Origin of the sequence: Serpens gallinarum (assembly GCF_014836765.1) — a bacterium.
GTDB classification, from domain to species: domain Bacteria; phylum Pseudomonadota; class Gammaproteobacteria; order Pseudomonadales; family Pseudomonadaceae; genus Serpens; species Serpens gallinarum.
Map to the genome: position 1 here is coordinate 91,529 of NZ_JACSQG010000001.1, position 18,453 is coordinate 109,981.

The window sequence follows — 18,453 nt, forward strand, 5'->3', positions numbered from 1 at the left end:
TTGGGGAGGGCAGCGCGATACCTCGGGTTAACGACTTTCTATCTGCAGGCCGCGTACCGGCACAACCTGCATAAGGAAATCCTGTTTTTTGATCGGGTGCCTGAGCTGCATTTCCCGCTGCGAGGTTCGGTTGCGTCTGTAAGTGCCGGTGGTGCGGACCAACGCAAAACGCCGCCCAGTGGGCGGCGTTTTGCCGTGGCGCGAACGCCGATCAGCTCTGCGGTTCGTCGGCCAGCCAGCCGCCGCCCAGAGCCTTGTACAGGTTCACCTCGCTGACCAATTGCGCCAGCCGGTCGCCGATCAGTTGCTGACGCGCGGCAAACAGCTGACGCTGGGCGACGAGCAGGTTGAGGTAGCTGTCTACGCCGCCACGGTAGCGGCGTTCGGCGAGCCGGTAGTACTCCTCGCTGGCCTCCAGCAGGTTCTGCTGAGCTTGCACCTGGTCGCTGTAGGTGGCGCGTGCGGCCAGACCGTCGGCCACTTCGCGGAAGCCCACCTGGATGGCCTTTTCGTACTGCGCCACCTGGATGTTCTTCGCCACCTCGGCGTAGTCGCGGTTGGCGCGCAAACGGCCGGCGTTGAAGATGGGCACGCTGATGCTCGGCGTAAAGCTCCAGTAATCGGAGTTCGAACCGAACAGGTCGGACAGCTCGCCACTGGCAAAACCGAGTGCGCCGGTCAGGCCGATACGCGGGAAGAACGCCGCACGGGCTGCGCCGATGTTGGCGTTGGCCGCGCGTAGCTGGTGCTCGGCCTGAAGAATGTCCGGGCGGTTCTGCAGCAGGTCCGACGGCAGGCCGGCCGGTACTTCGGCGAGCAGGTCGTCACCCAGGCTAGACGCTTCCAGCAGCTCCGCTGGGACCGGGCCACCCAGCAACTGGGTCAGGGCGTTGCGGTCCTGGGCGACCAGTCGGGTGTAGGCCGACAGGGCGCCACGGGTGCTTTCCACGGCGGTTTTCGCCTGGCTCAGTTCCAGGGCCGACGCCACACCCACGTCGAAGCTGCGTTGAGTCAGCGTCAGGCTTTCTTCGTAGGTCTTCAGAGTGTCCTGGGAAACCTTCAGCAGGGCCTGATCGGCCTGCAGGGTCAGCCAGGCATTGGCCACCGCGGAGACCAGGCTGATCTTGGCGCTGCGCTGCGCGGCTTCGCTGGCGAAGTACTGCTCCAGCGCTTGATCACGCAGGCTGCGTACCCGGCCGAACAGGTCCAGCTCCCAGGACAGGCCGAGGGTGGCGCTGTACTGGGTGTTGGTGCCGGCGGCCAGCGGATTGACCGCCTCCGGGGTATGGGTGCGACTCATGGCTGCGTCGGCACTCACACCCGGGAAGATATCGGCACGCTGGATGCGGTACTGGGCGCGGAACGCCTCCACGTTAAGCGTGGCGATGCGCAGGTCGTGGTTGTTCTCCAGGGCGATGCCAATCAATTGGCGCAGATGATCATCGCGAAAGAACGCCTGCCAGCCCAGTTCGGCAGCCGGTATGCTGGCCACCTTGCCGGTATCGGCCTGCAGCGCGGCCGGTACCCAGCGCTCCGGCATTCCCGACTCGGGGCGCTCATAGTCGGGGGTCAGCGAGCAGCCGGCCAGCGTGACGGCCAAGGCCAGTGTCAATGCGGACTTGTTCATTGTGCCTCTCCGTTGCGCTCAGTCTTGCGCGGCGTCTTGAACAGCGTGGTCACTCCGACGAAGAACAGCGGCACCCAGAAGATCACCAGCACGGTGGCGGAGATCATCCCGCCAACTACACCGGTACCGATGGAGTGCGCGCTGCCCGCACCCGCACCGGTGGCCAGGGCCAGCGGTACCACACCCATGGTGAACGCCAGCGAGGTCATGATGATCGGGCGCAGACGCATGCGGCAGGCTTCCACCGCCGCCTTGGTCAGATCCATGCCCTGGTCATAGAGATCCTTGGCGAACTCGACGATCAGGATGGCGTTCTTGGCGGTCAGGCCGATGGTGGTCAGCAGGCCCACCTGGAAGAACACATCGTTGGTCAGGCCGCGGCCCAAGGTGAAGACCACGGCGCCGATCAGGCCCAGCGGCACCACCAACATCACCGCAAACGGGATCGACCAGCTTTCATACAGGGCCGCCAGGGCGAGGAACACCACCAGCAGCGCCAGACCTAGCAGGATGGGCAGCTGGCTGCCGGACATGCGCTCTTCGAACGACAGGCCGGTCCAACTGATGCCAATGCCGTTGGGCAGCTTCGCAGCAATTTCCTCGATGGCGGCCATGGCGTCGCCGGTGCTGTAGCCCGGTGCGGCGCCACCCTGGATCTGGATGGATTCCACGCCGTTGTAGCGCGACAGCTTCGGCGAACCGTAGGTCCAGGTGCCGGTGGCGAATGAGCTGAACGGCACCATCTCGCCGTTGTTGTTGCGGATGTACCATTTGTCCAGGTCTTCGGGGTTCATGCGCGCATGCGCCTCGCCCTGCATGAATACCTTCTTGACCCGACCGCGGTCGATGAAGTCGTTGACGTAGGCCGAACCCCAGGCGATGGACAGGGTGTTGTTGATGTCATTCATTGACAGGCCCAGCACCTGGGCCTTTTCGTCATCGATGATGATTTGGTACTGCGGCTCGTCGTTCAAGCCGTTGGGGCGGACACCGGCCAGGGCCGGGTGCTCGGCGGCCATGCCGAGCAACTGGTTGCGGGCGTTCATCAGCGCCTCGTGACCGACGCCGGCCATGTCCTGCAGGTAGACGTCGAAGCCCGAGGCGTTGCCCAGCTCGATCACCGACGGCGGCACGATGGCGAAGGCCATGGCGTCGCGGTACTGGAAGAAGCGCGCCTGTGCACGCTGCTGCAGGGCGAACACGGCGTCCTTGGCTTCCGGGCGCTTGGCCCAGTCCTTCAGGCCGACGAACATGATCGCGGCGTTCTGGCCGCGCCCGGCGAAGCTGAAGCCCTGCACGCTAAACACGCCTTCCACGGCATCGCCTTCTTCCTTGAGCAGATAGTCGCGCATCTGGTCGATCATTTTCTCGGTGCGCTCGAAGGTCGCACCCACCGGGGCGACCACCTGCACGAACATCACTCCCTGGTCTTCCGGCGGCAGGAACGCAGCCGGCACGCGGAAAAACAGCACACCCACGGCAACCACGATGGCGACCCAGATGCCCAGGAATGACCAGCGGTTGCCCAGCACGCGCCGCACGCCGCCTTCGTACTTGTTCACGCCGTTTTCGAATGTGCGGTTGAACCAGCCGAAGAAGCCGCGCTTCTCATCGTGTTGGCCCTTGGAGATGGGCTTGAGCAGGGTGGCGCACAGCGCCGGGGTGAACATCAACGCGACCAGTACCGACAGGCCCATGGCCGAGGCGATGGTGATGGCGAACTGGCGATAGATCACCCCCACGGAGCCGGCCATGAAGGCCATTGGCACGAATACGGCAGACAGCACGATGCCGATACCCACCAGCGCGCCCTGGATCTGGCCCATGGACTTGCGCGTCGCCTCGCGTGGCGACAGCCCCTCCTCGACCATCACCCGCTCGACGTTCTCTACCACCACGATGGCATCGTCCACGAGCAAGCCGATGGCGAGCACCATGGCGAACATGGTCAGGGTGTTGATGCTGTAGCCGAACATGTAGAGCACGCCAAAGGTACCCAGCAGCACTACCGGCACCGCCAGGGTTGGAATCAGCGTGGCGCGGAAGTTCTGCAGGAACAGGTACATCACCAGGAACACCAGCGCGATGGCCTCGAACAACGTCATCACCACGCTGGAGATGGACGCCGAGATCACCGGGGTGGTGTCGAACGGATACACCACATCCATGCCCTCGGGCAGGAACGGCTCCAGACGGCCGATGGTGTCGCGCACCGCCTCGGCCGTAGACAGGGCGTTGGCGCCGGTGGCCAGGGTGATGGCGATACCGGTGGCCGGCATGCCGTTGTACTTGGCCGCAATGTTCTCGCGCATGGCGCCCATTTCGACGCGAGCCACATCGCTCAGGCGTACCTGGGAGCCGTCGTTATTGACCTTGAGCAGGATCTTGCGGAATTCCTCAGGGGTTTCCAGGCGAGTCTTGCCGATGATGGTGGCGGTCAGCTGCTGACCAGGCATGGCTGGCAGGCCGCCGAGCTGGCCGGTGGACACCTGGACGTTTTGCGCCTTGATGGCATTGCTGACATCCATGGGGGTCAGCGAGTAGCTCACCAGCTTGGTCGGGTCGAGCCAGATACGCATGGAGTAGGAAGAGCCGAATACGGTGAAGTCACCCACGCCCGGGGTCCGTGAGATCGGGTCCTGGATGTTGGAGATCACATAGTCGGAGAGGTCGATGTTGCTGTAGCGGCCATCGCTGGACACCAGCGCCACTACCATCAGGAAACCACCGGCCGCCTTGGTCACCCGGATGCCCTGCTGCTGCACTTCCATCGGCAGCAGTGGGGTGGCCAGTTGCAGCTTGTTCTGCACCTGCACCTGGGCGATGTTCGGGTCGGTGCCTTGCTCGAAGGTGATCTTGATCGAGCCGCTGCCATCGTTGTTGGACTCGGACGACATGTAGCGCATGTTGTCCAGGCCGCTCATCTGCTGCTCGATCACCTGAATCACGGTGTCCTGCACCGTCTGCGCCGAGGCGCCCGGGTAGACGAGACTGATATTCACCGACGGTGCGGCAATGCTCGGGTACTGGCTGACCGGCAACTGCAGCAGTCCTAGACCGCCGGCAAGCATGACCACGAGAGCGATCACCCAGGCGAAAATCGGGCGATCAATGAAGAAATTTGGCATGACGTATTACCCTGGCCGAATTACTGTTGATCGGCGGTGAGATTACCGGCTGGCTTGGTCTGTACGGCTACACCCGGCTGGATGTACTGCAGTCCTTCGGTGATCAAACGTTCGCCGGACTTGAGGCCGGAAGTGATCAACCAGCGGTTGCCTACGGCGCGTTCGGCTTCGACGAGGCGGGATTCGACTTTGCCTTCCATGTTCACCACCATGGCCAGCGGGCGGCCACGGGCATCGCGGGAAATACCCTGCTGAGGCACCAGAATGGCCTTATCCAGCATGCCGCTGACCAGTTCAGCCTTTACGAACATGCCCGGCAGCAGCAGCTTGTCCGGGTTGGGGAACAAGGCACGCACAGTCACCGAGCCGGTGCTGGCGTCCACACTCACTTCGGAAAACTCCAGCTTGCCTTCATGGGCATAGATGCTGCCGTCTTCCAGCTTCAGGCTGACCTTGGCGGCATTCTCACCGGCTTTCTGCAAACTGCCCGCGGCCAGGGCCTTGCGCAGGCGCAGCAAATCGGTGCTGGACTGGGTGACGTCCACATAGATCGGATCCAACTGCTGGATGGTGGCCAGCGGTTGGGCCTGACCGTTATTGACCAGCGCGCCCTCACTCACCGAGGAACGACCGATGCGACCATCGATCGGCGCCAGCACCTTGGTATAGCGCACGTTGATCCGGGCCTGTTCCAGGTTGGCCTGGGCCTGCAGGAAGGCGGCGCGAGCTTCGTCGTGGGCCTGCTGACTTACGGCATTGTCCTTGACCAGCTCGGCATAACGCTGGGAGAGCGAGCGGGTGGACGCCAAGGTTGCTTCGGCGCTCTTCAGGGTCGCTTCGTACACGGACGCATCAATCTGGTACAGCTGCTGGCCGGCCTTGACCTCGCTGCCTTCTTCGAACAACCGCTTCTGGATGATGCCATTTACCTGCGGACGCACTTCAGCGCTGCGATAGGCCGTGGTGCGGCCCGGCAGTTCGGTGGTCAGCGCATAGGGCTGGGCTTGAAGGGTAACGATGCCAACCAGCGGTGCGGGCGGCGCAGCAACGGAGGGGGCTTCGTCTTTACAGGCAGCCAGTAATGAAGCAATGGCGAATACGGGAATCAGCGCCACATGGGCTGGCTTGATCGACATGAAAGACCTCTGAAGGGACGGACTGATGCAGATGGTGAACGGGCCGACATTGGTGACAATGCTGGCAGGCTGGGAAATATACTTACATGCAGGACTGTTTGTAAATAAAAGTCTTCGATAAATCAGTGAGAGTTGACTTCACTCGGCAAAATTGAAACGCAGGCAAGCGATGTATGCGGAAACGCCTCTGATGCGGGCCTTTGCGGGCAGGTCAGGGCGAGGATCAGATGCCACTTGCGAGGTCAATATTGAGTATGCGTGCAAACTCTTGATACAGGATGGTGGCTTTTCACAGGGAATAAAAAACGCCGGCTCTAGGCCGGCGTTTTAATTACACATCAGTGACTTACTTGCGAACGCCTTCCACGGAGAAGGTCAGCTCAACGTTTTCGGTTGCCGGGCCCAGATCCATCTTGATGCCAAAATCTTTCATTTTGATGGTGGTGGTGCCTGCGAAGCCGGCACGGTAGCCGCCCCACGGGTCCTTGCCTTCACCAATGAACTGCGCCGCGATCACCACTGGCTTGGTCACGCCGTTGAGGGTCAGGTCGCCGGTGACGTCGGCAGTGCCTTCACCGGTGGACTTGACGCTAGTGGACTTGAAGGTCGCGGTCGGGTGCTTGCTCACATTGAGGAAGTCGTCACTGCGCAGGTGCTTGTCGCGCTCGGCATGGTTGGTGTCGATGCTGGCAGTCTTCAGGGTGACTTCGATCTTGCTGGCTTCCGGCTTAGCGGCGTCGAAGCTGAAGCTGCCATCAAAGTCCTTGAAGGTGCCATGCATGTAACTGAAGCCCAGGTGGCCAGTCTTGAAGTTGACGAAGGCGTGCTGGCCGGCTTTATCAATGGCGTAGTCAGCGGCCAGGGCTTGGCCTGCGAACAGGGCAGAACCCAGAGCCAGGGCGGTGAAGGTTTTCTTCAACATGAAGCAGTCTCCTTAGGAACAGAATCGAATCATTGGTCGGCGCGGCCGAACATGCGTTTTAGGGTCGGGTCACGATCGATGAAGTGATGCTTGAGGGCGGCCAGGGCGTGCAGGCCGGCGAAAATGATCACCGCCCAGGCGAGGTAGAAATGGACGGCGCCGGCCACGTCTTCCTGGCGCGGAATCGAAGTAATCAAGGCCGGCACCTCGAACCAACCGAAGACACTGATCGGACGGCCATCGGCGGTGGAGATCAGGTAACCCGAGATCATCAGCACGAAGAGGCCGGCATACAGCGCCAAGTGGCCCGCGGTACTGGCCAGGCGCACCCGCTTACTGTGGTTGGCGGGCGCTGGCGGGGGCGGGCTGATCCAGCGCCACACCAGACGCAGCACCATGAACGCCAGCAGGATCAGTCCGATACTCTTGTGGATATCGGGGGCGGTGCGATACCACGGGCTGTAGTAACTCAGCTCGCGCATCCACAGGCCCAGGCCGAACAGCCCAAACACAGTCAATGCCACACCCCAGTGCAACAGGATGCTGGTCATGCCATAGTTTTTGGAAGAGTTTCGCCACTGCATGGGGCGGGATCCCTCGTGAATTTTCGATGGCCTAGCCTACCGATAAACCTATCGAAATAAAGTGAATTTTTTCGCTCTGAACCATCGGTTTAGTAGATGGGATTGTTGCCAGGGTTTTTCGGCGGCCTGCTCACATCTGATAGGCTCGCCGGGTTTTTTATGCGATGAGGCGAACCATGAGCCAGAACCACGACTGGATGCAGCGTGACCTGCAGGTGCTTTGGCATCCCTGCACACAGATGAAGGATCACGAACAGCTGCCGTTGATCCCCATCCGCCGTGGCGAAGGGGTGTGGCTGGAGGATTTCGACGGCAAGCGCTACCTGGATGCGGTCAGTTCCTGGTGGGTGAACGTGTTCGGTCATGCCAACCCCTACATCAATGCGCGCATCAAGGCGCAGGTCGATCAGCTCGAGCATGTGATGCTGGCGGGTTTCAGCCATCAGCCGGTGATCGAGCTGTCCGAGCGTCTGGTGGCCATCACCCCGCCCGGACTGGACCGGGTGTTCTTCGCCGACAATGGCTCCTCGAGCATCGAGGTGGCGCTGAAAATGAGTTTTCATTATTGGCGCAACTGTGGCCGCAGCGAGAAGCAACGCTTTGTCACCCTGACCAACAGCTACCACGGCGAAACCATGGCGGCCATGTCGGTGGGCGACGTGGCGCTGTTCACCGACACCTACAAGCCGTTGCTGCTGGACACCTTCAAGGTCCCCAGCCCGGACTGCTATCACCGCGCGCCGGGCGTGAGCTGGGAAGAACACTCACGCCTAATGTTTGCCCATATGGAACAGACCCTTGCCGAGCATCACGGGCAGGTCGCCGCGGTCATCGTCGAGCCGCTGATCCAGGGCGCCGGTGGCATGCGTATGTACCATCCGGTCTACCTCACGTTGCTGCGCGAGGCCTGTGACCGCTATGGGGTACACCTGATCGTCGATGAGATCGCCGTCGGCTTCGGGCGCACCGGGACGATGTTTGCGTGCGAGCAGGCCGGCATCACGCCGGACTTCATGGTGCTGTCCAAAGCGCTTACCGGCGGTTACCTGCCCATGGCGGCGTTGCTGACCACCGATACCGTCTACCAAGCGTTCTACGACGACTACTCGACGTTGCGTGCCTTCCTGCACTCGCATACCTACACCGGCAACCCGCTGGCCTGTGCCGCCGCGCTGGCGACACTGGATATTTTCGAGCAGAACAACGTGATCGAGGCCAACCGGGCGCTGTCCGCCCGCATGGGCCAGGCGTGTGCTCATCTGGCCGATCACCCGCATGTGGCCGAAGTGCGTCAGACCGGCATGGCGCTGGCTATCGAAATGGTCGAGAACAAGGCGAGCAAGACGCCTTATGCCTGGCAGGAGCGGCGCGGCCTGGCGGTGTACCAGCATGCCCTGCAACGGGGTGCATTGCTGCGTCCGCTGGGCAACGTGGTGTACTTGTTGCCACCCTACGTGATCACGCCGGAAGAGATCGACTTTCTCGCCGAGGTGGCCACCGAAGGCATTGATTTGGCCACGCGCACCTCGCTCAGTGTCCCCATGGGGACGGGGCTGTACCCTGGCCACCGCGATCCAGGCTAGGGCAGCGGCAAGCCATAAACCACAAGCGACAAGCTAGAGCTGGCGAATGGGGTGGGTTCGCAGCGGTACTTGGCACATAAAGCCCTCTCGCCTTTATAGAAGGCTGGGAGGGCGAGGCGGTGTCTTATCTGCCATCGACACCCGCCCCAGGCTTCAGGCACGGGGCCGGGTGCTTTAAGCTTGCCGCTCCCCACTTGCCGCTTGCAGCTCTTTTTATGCGCCTCTCTCGCTTCTTCGTCGATCTCCCCCTCGCCCTAGGCCAGCATGCATTGCCGGAAGCCCAGGCCCATTACATCGGCCGCGTGCTGCGCCTGGCTGTCGGCGATGCCGTGCAGTTGTTCGACGGCAGCGGAGAGGAGTTCGTCGGGGTGCTGAGCGAGGTGGGCAAGAAAACCGTCAGTGTCGAGCTGCATGAACAGTTCGCCGGGCTAAGCGAATCGCCGCTGCATATTCATCTGGGTCAGGGGGTTTCCCGTGGTGAGCGCATGGATTGGGCGATTCAAAAAGCCACTGAACTGGGCGTGGCGGAAATTACTCCGCTGGTGTCCGAACGCTGCGAAGTACGCCTGAAAGACGAACGGGCCGACAAGCGTCTGGCCCATTGGCGACAGATTGCGATCAGTGCCTGCGAGCAGTGCGGGCGTTCGGTATTGCCTGTGATTCATGCGCCGCTGAGTCTGGCGGCGTGGCAAGAACAGGTGCACGCCGACCTGAAGCTGGTGCTGCATCCGGTGGCCGAGCCCCTGGTTGGTCGTGCTCGACCGGGCAGCCTGGCCTTTCTGATCGGCCCTGAGGGCGGGCTGTCCGAGGCCGAGGTCGAGGCGGCGAAAGCAAGTGGCTTCCAGGCGGCGCGCCTCGGCCCGCGGGTGCTGCGCACCGAAACGGCGCCGGTGGTGGCGCTCAGTGTCGCGCAGCAGCTGTGGGGCGATTTTTGAGACGTTGCTGAGTTACAGGCGGACCCCGGACAGCAAGTGCTCCAACGCCACCAAATCGGGGATTTTTGCCACATCCTCACCCGCCTGTACGGCGGCCAGTTCCAGCGGTGCGAGCAGGCCGGGAGCGGAGGGCAGGGTGCGGTCAACCTTCATCGCGCGCGGGATGCCTTGTACCAGCACGGCAATGAATTTCACCTGGGGTTGCCCGCCAATGGCGTTGAGAATGGCCACCCGAGCCTGTTCGCCGACCTGCACCTGGCCGTTGCTGGCGGCTTCGAAGGACACCAGGGGCAGGCTCAGGTCGCGCCAGATGATGCGCCCCAGCAGCCAATCAGGGGCATGTGCGATCTCCTGGGGTGTCTGGTAGGCAATCAGTTCGGCCACCGCCACGTTGGGCAGCAACAGGGTGCGGTCGGCCAGCGGCAGCAGTAGCCCGCTGAGGCTGCTGGTGTCATTCCGGGAGGCTACGGCATGGCTCATGGAGGACTTTCCTCGGGCGCGTAAGAAGAAATCGGTTCAGCGCCGCACTGCGCGGCCAGATGACGGACCAGGGCCTGGGCCAATGCATGGGGGTCGTCGCTGAAGCTGCTGTAGTCGCCGTCACGCAGGCTGTCAGGCATGCTCGAGCAGGCGCAGCTGTCGGCACTCTGGGTCCAGATCACGCCGCCTTGGCGCCGCACGTAAGCCGCGGCGGCGCTGCCGTCGCTGCCCATGCCGCTAAAGGCAATCACGCCGCAGCGGGGACCAAACTGCTGGGCAAGGTTAAGCATCATCTGATCGATGGACGGGCTGTAGGGCTCCGGCCAGGGACGCTCAGCGAGGTTCAAGCGGCCCTTGGCATCAAACCCAAGCTCGTGGGCAATCGGCACCACGCGCACCTCACCGTTGCACAGCGTCTCGCCATGTTCCACCAGGCGCACCGGCCACTGGCTGTGTCGACCGACCGCCTGGGGCAGGCTGGCCTCGAAACTTGCATCGATATGCTGGGCATACAGCAGGCCCACTGGCAGGCCGCCCGGTAGCGCATCCAGAAAGGCCTTGACCGCTTCCGGACCGCCCAGTGAGGCGGCCAGCAGCCACACTTGGCTGGCCGGCTCGCCGGTAGCCAGCGGCTGATGGGCCAGCGCCGCCGGCAACTCGATGCGCGCCGGCCGCTTTGCCTCGCCCAGCAGCGCCTGCAGGCTGGGTCCAACGGCATCGGCGGGATCACCGACGAGGCGTTTGAGCTTGCCAAACAGACGTCGTTCCCAGCGCGGGAAATGCTCGGAATTGCGCTCCGGGGCGCGGCCTTCGCCAAACAAGACCGGCGCCTGCTGTTCCAGCAAGCTGTCCAGCAACGGCAGGTCGTCTGATTGGGCGAGGTCGACCAGCCACAAATCAGTTTCGCAGGCCTGCAGGTCAGCGGCCTGCAAGCGTTCCGGATCGCTGTTGAGCACCACCTGATAGCCACAGCCCAGCAGCACATGTTGAAGCACATGGCGCTGCAGCGTGGTGTCGGCAATCACGGCGATGCGTGCCGCCTGGCGCGCCGTCATGGCCGTTGGACCAGCGCGGCGATGCGCTCCAGCAGCAACGCCTCCTGATAGGGTTTGCCGAGGTAATCGTTGACGCCGATGGCCATGGCCCGCTCGCGGTGCTTTTCACCGGTACGCGAGGTGATCATGATGATCGGTAGGTCCTTGAGTTGTTCATCGTGGCGAACCAGGGTGGCGACTTCGAAACCGTCCATGCGCGGCATTTCCACGTCCAGCAACATCAGGTCGGGCTGGTGCTCTTGCAGTTGAGCGATGGCATCGACACCGTCCTTGGCCAGCAGAACCTGCATGCCATGACGCTCCAGCAGGCGGCTGGTGACTTTGCGTACGGTCACCGAATCGTCGACCACCATGACGCGGATGGGACGTTGCGAATCGGTTTCCTCGCTCAGTAGCGGTGTGGCGCTGCGCCGATAGTGCAGGGCAAGTCGCCCTTGCAGGCTGCGCAGGGTCGCCAGCAGGTCGAGAATCACCACCACCCGGCCATCGCCGAGCAGGGTGGCACCGGAAATACCCGGTACCCCGGCGAATTGCGGGCCGAGGCTCTTCACCACAATTTCTCGCGAGCCGGCCAGGCTGTCCACCTGCACGGCCACGGCATGTTCGGCCGAGCGCACCAGGATCACCGGCAGCGGCAGATTCTGGCCGACCAGTTTGGGGTGCTGACCGTTGCTGAGCAGATCGCCCAGATAACGCAGCTGATAGGCCTGGCCCGCATATTCGAAACGCGGCGCCTCCGGTTGGTAGTAAGCCTCCAGCTCGAAGGGCGAAACCCGCACGATGCCTTCGATGGTATTCAGCGGAATGGCGTACAGGTCTTCACCGGAAAGCACCATCAGTGCTCGGTTCACCGACACGGTGAACGGCAGGCGCACCAGGAAGCGGGTGCCCTTGCCTGGCGTCGACTCGATGCTCATCGAGCCGCCCAGTTGGCGGACTTCGGAGTTCACTACATCCAGGCCGACGCCGCGTCCGGAAATCTGCGTAATCGCCTCGGCGGTGGAGAAGCCGGCGGCGAGGATGAATTGCAGCACCTCGTGATCGCTGAGATCGCTGTCGGGCTGCATCAGGCCGCGCTCGATGGCCTTGCGGCGCACGGCTTCAAGGCGGATGCCGGCGCCATCGTCGCTCAGGCTGAGAACGATTTCGCCGCCCTCGCGGGACAGGTTGAGGGCGATGCGCCCCTGTTCTGGCTTGCCGGCGGCGCGGCGCGCCTCGACCGATTCGATGCCGTGGTCCACGGCGTTGCGCAGCATGTGCTCCAGCGGTGCAACGATGCGTTCCAGCACGCTGCGGTCCATTTCCCCTTCGGCGTTGCTAACCACCAGGTCGACCTGCTTGCCCAGCTCGCCAGCCACCTGCCGGACAATGCGGCGCAGACGCGGTACCAGGCGATCGAACGGCACCATGCGGGTGCGCATCAGTCCTTCTTGCAGCTCGGTGTTGACGCGTGCCTGCTGCAACAACAGGGTTTCGGCATCACGGTTCTTGGTGGCCAGGGTTTCCTTCAGGTCGAACAGGTCGGACGCCGACTCGAACAACGCCCGCGACAGCTGCTGCAGCTGCGAGTGGCGGTCCATTTCCAGCGGGTCGAACTCCTCGTAGCCGGAGCGTTCGGCTTCGGCCTGATAACGGCTGAGGATCTGCGCCTGAGTTTCCGTGTCCAAGCGGCGCAACTGGTCGCGCACGCGCTCGATGGTGGCTTCCATTTCCCCCAGGGTATAGCCGACATCACTGACCTGCTGTTCGACGCGGCCGCGGAAGATCGAGGTTTCACCGGCCAGGTTGACCAGACCCTCAAGCAGGTCGGCGGGTACTTTGACCAGCTCTTGCGGGGCACGTCGAGACGCCGCTTCCAGGGCCGCCTGTTCGGAACGTTTGACGAAGGGCAGGGTTTTCGTCACGGGCATGGCCGGTTCGACCGGCATCGGCTCTGTGATCGTCGGCAGGTTGTCGAACTGTCCCGGCAGCGATTGCGGCTCAGCTGGCGGTGCTGCGCTAACCTTGCCGCGCAGCTGGTCCACGGCCTGCTGAAGCGCTTTGAAGTCGTCCTGCGCCGCGATGAGCAGCGACTGAGCCGGGGTGCCCGCATGACTGGCTTCGCTCAGTCGTTGTTCCAGGTCATGGCTGAGATCGCCGATGCGGGTTTGCGCCGCCAGGCGTGCGCCGCCCTTGAGGGTGTGCAGCAAGCGCAGCAGATCATTGATGGGGCTCAGGTCATCGGCCTGGCTTTCCCAGCGGGCGAACGTGGCTTCCAGGTCCTCGAGCAGCTCATCGGCTTCTTCGCGAAAGATTTCCAGAATCTCGCTGTCCACTTCGTCAACCGCGGCCGCCGGTGCTTCCGGCGCGGCCTGCAGGATCACGCTGGGCGGAACGCTGAGCTGCTCCTCGGGGTTGGCGCAAAACTGCTCCAGGGTGTCGATAAGGTCCTGGGCTTCGGGCAGCGGACGCTGGTCACGCACCGCTTCGAGCATCTCCTGCAGGCGCTGATGGCTGCTTTCCAGCAGATCGAGCAACCCTTCTCCGGCGCGCAACTCGCCGGCGGCAAGGCCTTGATACAGTGCTTCCAGCTGTTCGGCCAGATCACCGATGGGGGCGATGTCGGCCATGCGTGCGCAGCCCTTGATGGTGTGCAAGTCGCGCTGCAGGGTTTCGGTTTCGAGGCTATTTTGCGGGTCGGCATGCCAGCGCAGCAGCGCGGCGCTGGCATTATCGATAAGCCCGAAACATTCTTCGAGAAACAGCGCCAGGAGCTCAGGGTCCGACTGAACATCCAGGTCGAAAACCTCCGCCAAGGGGAGCGGCTCGGACACGGCAGGCGTCTCGTCCAGAGAGAAGCTATCGTCCAGCTCATCCAGTGAGTCCAGCCCGTCTAGGTTGTCGAGTTCTTCAAACTGCACGCTGTCAGCTGCGGCTTCCAGCGCAGCCCAGAGATCGGTCGCCGGGCTCGGTTCGGCGGGTTCTGCGGCCGTGTTGTCGAGCTGGGCCAGGGGAGCTGCCAGTGGCTGTTCAGGGACCGCTGGCTGACGAGGCGAGTCCAGGCGAACTTCGCCGGTCTGACGAAATTCCAGGATCGCCCGGATCAGCGCGGTCGAGGGTGACAGCGCCTGGCGGGCCTGTAATTGCTCCAGTTGCTGATCGAGCCGGTCATGGCATTTGTGCAGCAGCCAGGCCAAGGTGGGTGCTGGAGTGAAGCGCTTGTCCAGCAAGCCTTCATAAAGGGATTCCAACTCGTGAGCGAGATCGCCGATGGGTGCGATCTCCGCCATGCGTGCGCCCCCTTTGAGGGTGTGCAGATCGCGCTGCAGGGCGTTCAAGGCCGACAGGTTGGCAGGCGCCGCCAGCCAGTCGTCCAGGGCCTGGCTGGCACTGTCGAGAATATCCACAGCCTCTTCAAGGAAGATGTCGACCATCTCCTCGTCCAGGTCCGCATTCAGCGCCAGTCGTGTTTCAACGGCTTCGCCGGCGTCCGGCTGGTCAACTGCAGGTGCAGAATCCTGCTGCGTGAGCAGCGCCTGCAAGGCGGTAATACGCCCGGGGCAGGGGTCGACCTGCAAGGCGGCGGCGACCTGATCGAGCATGCCTATCAAGTCTTCATGAGCGCCTTGGGCCTCGGCGAAAAAATCATCGCCGGCCACTACCCGCCCTTGGTCCACTGCGCCGTAAAGCGTGAGCAGCGCCTGGCAGAGCTCGGCAATTTGTGGCAGATCGGCCCGCCGCGCACCACCCTCGAGCGTATTCAGCTCTTCACGCAGGGCATTGAGCGGCTGCGCATCGCTGGGCTGGGCGCGCCAGCGCCGCAGCCATTGTTCGGCGTCGAGCAGGATATCCATGCCTTCATGGAGAAAACGCCCGATCGGCCCCGGGTCACGGCTGCCGCCTTGTTCGTCGTGTTCTTGCTGGGAGCGGGCCAGACGCGTTTCATGCAAGCGCTGGACGGCCTGCAGGAAGTGGTCCGTTCCGGGAATCCGTGCGTAAGGCTGGCTGTCCAACTGCTGCAGGCCTTGCTCCAGCAACTGCGCCGCCTCACCCAACAGTTCGGCGAGGGTCATGTCCACGGGGATCTGGTGGGTGTGGAATTCCTTGACCAGTTTTTCCAGTGGTTTGGCGATTTCGGCCATCGGCAGAATGCCGGCCATGTGTGCGCTGCCCTTGAGGGTATGCAACGCCCGCTGCAAGCTGTCATTGATCGGCTGGGGCAGCAGGTCGGCACATTCATCCAGAAAGCGCGCCAGCGTTTGCAGGTGGCTTTCCGCTTCGTTGCGAAAGATTTCCAGCAACTGCGGGTCGAGGCCTTCGCCTGCCGGCTGCACCGCAGGCTGCGCGTGCGCCTCATGGGCGGTGTCGGCTGCCGGAGTGGCGGGCTCCGCCGGCAACGGGCTGGCGAGTGTTTCTCCCTTGGCCAAAGCATGGGCAACAGCGGCCAGGTGATCGACATCGGCGCGCTGGCGCTGGGCCTTGGCGGCAAACTCGTCGATCAGTTCGGGCAGCAGCATGATTACGTTGCCGACGACGTCGTGCAGCACCGCAGTGGGCTCGATGCTGCGATCCAGAATGCGGTTGAACAGGTTTTCGATGGACCAGGCCAGCTCGCCAATGATTAAGGCGCGCACCATGCGACCACTGCCCTTGAGGGTATGGAAGGCACGGCGCACTTCGGTCAGCGCGTCACGGTCATCGACATCGGCGCGCCAGCGCGGCAGGTACTCGTTGAGGGTCTCGAGCACTTCGCCAGCTTCCTCGACAAAGACTTCCAGCAGCTCTTCGTCGACCGGCTCTTCGTCGGCGGGCGGTGGCAGCAGGCTCGGCGGTACGTCGTGGGCCGGTGGGTTGATGGCTTGGACGGGTGTCGCCAACACGTCGGCGACACTTTGCACCGAGGGTTCTACTGCCGGTGGGGCGGCAGGTGCAGCCATCGGCAAATCGACTTCCGGCAGGTCCAGCGCTGTTAGGTCCAGCACATCCCAGGTTTCGGCGGCCTGTTCCAGCTCCATCAGCTCGGGCAGTGCGTCGTCTTGCGTCGCAGGCGTCGTCTCCGTGGTCTGCGCTTCAGCAGCCGGTGGGTCCAGCTCCAGCAGCTCGAAGAGGAACTGCTTGCCGTCATCGAACGGGGTGGCGTCTTCATCGACGTCCGACTGGTCTGCATCAAGCGGCGCAGCATCGTCGATCTGCCACTGCGGCCCGGTTTCGACGAACAGGTCATCGACGAATTCGGCCAGCGACGGCAGCGCAGCCTCGTCGTGCGGCGCGGGTTCCCAAGTCTGCTCAAGCTCAAGGGGCTGGGTGGGCTCGGGAATATGCGCCGGTTCCGCGCCGCCGATCGGGTAACCGAGGCTACGCAGACTGTCCTCGGCGACGTCGAGAATCAGTTCGCCCTGGCTGACATGGTCTTCCGCCAGACGCTCCAGGTAATACTCGACGCTGGTAATGGCATCGGCCAGGGTGTCGAGGTGCTGCCAGTCGGGAATGGCCTGGTGAGCCAGCAGTTGTTCCTGGATATAGCGGTTGCAGGCATCCAGCAGGGTTGCGGCGCGGGCCAGGGGAATCATGCCCAAACCGCCACGTACCTGGGTCAGCAGCTCAGGAACGCGAGCCAGGTGCTGATGATTCCATTGCGAGGCGATGAACTCGATGATGGCGTCCTTGGCCTGTTCCAGGCCGGTGCGCGCTTCGCGAATCACCAGTTGATGAATCTGCGCCACATCGGTGGTGGGCAGGTGATTTTGCTCATTGGGCGTATCGCTGGCGACGCCGGCCATTCCGGTCAGGGTGGCCTCGACGTACAGCAGCGCACCGGCGACATCCATCAGAACGGCATCGTCGGCCGAACGCTGTCCGTCGATCAACTGCTGCACGGTGTCGAGCTGATCGACGATCACTTTGCGTGGCTGGGCGAAGCCGAGTACCGCCAGGGTATCGGCGATCTGTTTCAGGGGCGTCTGCAGGGTGACCAGCTCCTGGGCGCTCTGGCGGTCGCTGCGTACGAACAGATCGAGGCTGTCCTTGACGCGCACCAGCTCTTCGCATAACGCGGTGACCACCGAACGGATCGCGTCGCGATCCGGGCCGGCCAGGCGTGCCCGTTCGGCATTCACCAGTGCGCTGTCAGGTAGCGCTTCGTCGAGGCGATAGCGTGCCTTGAGCGCGGAGATGCGCGGTGAATCCACCTGTGCCTTGGCGACATAAAACAGCAGGTTCTTGGTCAGCTCGTCCGGTGCGGCACGGTTGAAGCCGTCTGCGCCTTCGCTGACCAAACGCTTGAGTTCCTTATCGAGCTGGCGCAGCAGGGTGCGCACCGAGGTGCCTTGGGCCACGCCACCATTGGCCAGGCCTTCGATCAGGCCGGCAGCGATCTGCCACAGGGCACCCAACGGCGCATCCTTGCAGAGCGTCTCCAGGCGGGCGAACACCCGTGCCAGATAATTGAGGTTGGTGGGCAGGTCCTGATTGCGGATCAGGCCAATCAGCGCGGCCTGCTGCATCTGGCGCAACTTGCGCAGCAGGGCCGGCAGTTCGGCGGTGCGCAGCCGGTCAATGGATTCGCCGGACAGTGCCGGGGCGCGCCCGGATAGGTCCGGGGCAAACAGGCTGGTTTCCGACAGGAGCTTTTCGCCACGCGCTGCGCGCAGGTCGTTGAGCAGTGGCAGGACGACCATCGGCAGATCGCGGCGCGCACTCTGAATGCTGTCGAGGTAGGCCGGCAATTGCAAGATGGCCTGCATCATGACTTCCAGCGCTTCGCCCTGGTCGCCGACGCGGTTTTCCATCAGTGCCTGGGCCAGATGCTCCATTTCTTCGGCCAGCAGGGCTGCGCCATAGAACTCGACCATCTGCAACGTGCCGTGGACCTGGTGCACATAGGTCAGGCAAAAACGCAGGCGCGTCGTGTCTTCACGGTTCTCGACGAACGCTTCCAGTGCCTGCCGTGCCTGTTTGAGCGTCTCGGCGATCTCGCCTTTGACCCACTCCAGGGCGACGTAATCGTGACGATCCCCCATAGCGA

Annotated in this window: 10 protein-coding genes; 2 read left to right on the plus strand and 8 right to left on the minus strand. The window is 63.1% G+C overall.

Going from position 1 to position 18,453, the window contains the following annotated elements; genetic code table 11:
• Positions 1–211: 211 nt before the first annotated feature.
• The 5 genes from H9642_RS00420 to H9642_RS00440 all read right to left on the minus strand — a co-directional run bounded on the left by H9642_RS00420 (position 212) and on the right by H9642_RS00440 (position 7,397).
• Positions 212–1,627 carry an efflux transporter outer membrane subunit gene (locus tag H9642_RS00420; RefSeq protein WP_251834444.1) on the minus strand — a complete coding sequence of 472 codons (1,416 nt, stop codon included), beginning with the start codon at positions 1,625–1,627 and terminating at the stop codon, positions 212–214.
• Positions 1,624–4,755, minus strand: coding sequence for an efflux RND transporter permease subunit (locus H9642_RS00425; protein WP_251834445.1), 3,132 nt, complete (start codon positions 4,753–4,755; stop codon positions 1,624–1,626). The genes H9642_RS00420 and H9642_RS00425 overlap by 4 nt, the downstream gene beginning before the upstream one ends.
• Before the next feature lie 20 nt (positions 4,756–4,775).
• On the minus strand, positions 4,776–5,891 hold the full coding sequence (locus tag H9642_RS00430) for an efflux RND transporter periplasmic adaptor subunit (protein WP_251834446.1): 1,116 nt from the start codon (positions 5,889–5,891) through the stop codon (positions 4,776–4,778).
• A gap of 346 nt (positions 5,892–6,237) precedes the next feature.
• The gene (locus tag H9642_RS00435; protein WP_251834447.1) at positions 6,238–6,813 is read right to left on the minus strand and encodes a YceI family protein; all 576 of its coding nucleotides are present in this window, start codon (positions 6,811–6,813) and stop codon (positions 6,238–6,240) included.
• Between the two features lie 29 nt (positions 6,814–6,842).
• On the minus strand, positions 6,843–7,397 hold the full coding sequence (locus tag H9642_RS00440) for a cytochrome b (RefSeq protein ID WP_251834448.1): 555 nt from the start codon (positions 7,395–7,397) through the stop codon (positions 6,843–6,845).
• A gap of 176 nt (positions 7,398–7,573) precedes the next feature.
• Between H9642_RS00440 and H9642_RS00445 the strand changes: the two genes are divergently transcribed.
• Together H9642_RS00445 and H9642_RS00450 are read left to right on the plus strand one after the other, a co-directional pair.
• The gene (locus H9642_RS00445; RefSeq protein WP_251834449.1) at positions 7,574–8,980 is read left to right on the plus strand and encodes an adenosylmethionine--8-amino-7-oxononanoate transaminase; all 1,407 of its coding nucleotides are present in this window, start codon (positions 7,574–7,576) and stop codon (positions 8,978–8,980) included.
• Between the two features lie 215 nt (positions 8,981–9,195).
• Entirely contained in the window at positions 9,196–9,915 is a 720-nt protein-coding gene (locus tag H9642_RS00450) for a 16S rRNA (uracil(1498)-N(3))-methyltransferase (RefSeq protein ID WP_251834450.1), read from the plus strand.
• A gap of 12 nt (positions 9,916–9,927) precedes the next feature.
• On the opposite strand, the gene H9642_RS00455 is transcribed toward H9642_RS00450, so the two are convergent.
• From H9642_RS00455 to H9642_RS00465, 3 genes are read right to left on the minus strand one after another with little or no spacing between them, the layout of a single operon-like run.
• Entirely contained in the window at positions 9,928–10,395 is a 468-nt protein-coding gene (locus H9642_RS00455; RefSeq protein WP_251834451.1) for a chemotaxis protein CheW, read from the minus strand.
• Positions 10,392–11,450, minus strand: a complete 1,059-nt coding sequence (locus H9642_RS00460) for a chemotaxis protein CheB (protein ID WP_251834452.1) — start codon at positions 11,448–11,450, stop codon at positions 10,392–10,394. The genes H9642_RS00455 and H9642_RS00460 overlap by 4 nt, the downstream gene beginning before the upstream one ends.
• Positions 11,447–18,448 carry an Hpt domain-containing protein gene (locus H9642_RS00465; protein ID WP_251835330.1) on the minus strand — a complete coding sequence of 2,334 codons (7,002 nt, stop codon included), beginning with the start codon at positions 18,446–18,448 and terminating at the stop codon, positions 11,447–11,449. The genes H9642_RS00460 and H9642_RS00465 overlap by 4 nt, the downstream gene beginning before the upstream one ends.
• Positions 18,449–18,453 lie beyond the last annotated feature (5 nt).

What these genes read in the sequence shown, in the direction of transcription:
- H9642_RS00420 (WP_251834444.1), bottom strand. Translation starts at nt 1,627, where the DNA reads ATGAACAAGTCCGCATTGACACTGGCCTTGGCCGTCACGCTGGCCGGC.
- H9642_RS00425 (WP_251834445.1), bottom strand. Translation starts at nt 4,755, where the DNA reads ATGCCAAATTTCTTCATTGATCGCCCGATTTTCGCCTGGGTGATCGCT.
- H9642_RS00430 (WP_251834446.1), bottom strand. Translation starts at nt 5,891, where the DNA reads ATGTCGATCAAGCCAGCCCATGTGGCGCTGATTCCCGTATTCGCCATT.
- H9642_RS00435 (WP_251834447.1), bottom strand. Translation starts at nt 6,813, where the DNA reads ATGTTGAAGAAAACCTTCACCGCCCTGGCTCTGGGTTCTGCCCTGTTC.
- H9642_RS00440 (WP_251834448.1), bottom strand. Translation starts at nt 7,397, where the DNA reads ATGCAGTGGCGAAACTCTTCCAAAAACTATGGCATGACCAGCATCCTG.
- H9642_RS00445 (WP_251834449.1), top strand. Translation starts at nt 7,574, where the DNA reads ATGAGCCAGAACCACGACTGGATGCAGCGTGACCTGCAGGTGCTTTGG.
- H9642_RS00450 (WP_251834450.1), top strand. Translation starts at nt 9,196, where the DNA reads ATGCGCCTCTCTCGCTTCTTCGTCGATCTCCCCCTCGCCCTAGGCCAG.
- H9642_RS00455 (WP_251834451.1), bottom strand. Translation starts at nt 10,395, where the DNA reads ATGAGCCATGCCGTAGCCTCCCGGAATGACACCAGCAGCCTCAGCGGG.
- H9642_RS00460 (WP_251834452.1), bottom strand. Translation starts at nt 11,450, where the DNA reads ATGACGGCGCGCCAGGCGGCACGCATCGCCGTGATTGCCGACACCACG.
- H9642_RS00465 (WP_251835330.1), bottom strand. Translation starts at nt 18,448, where the DNA reads ATGGGGGATCGTCACGATTACGTCGCCCTGGAGTGGGTCAAAGGCGAG.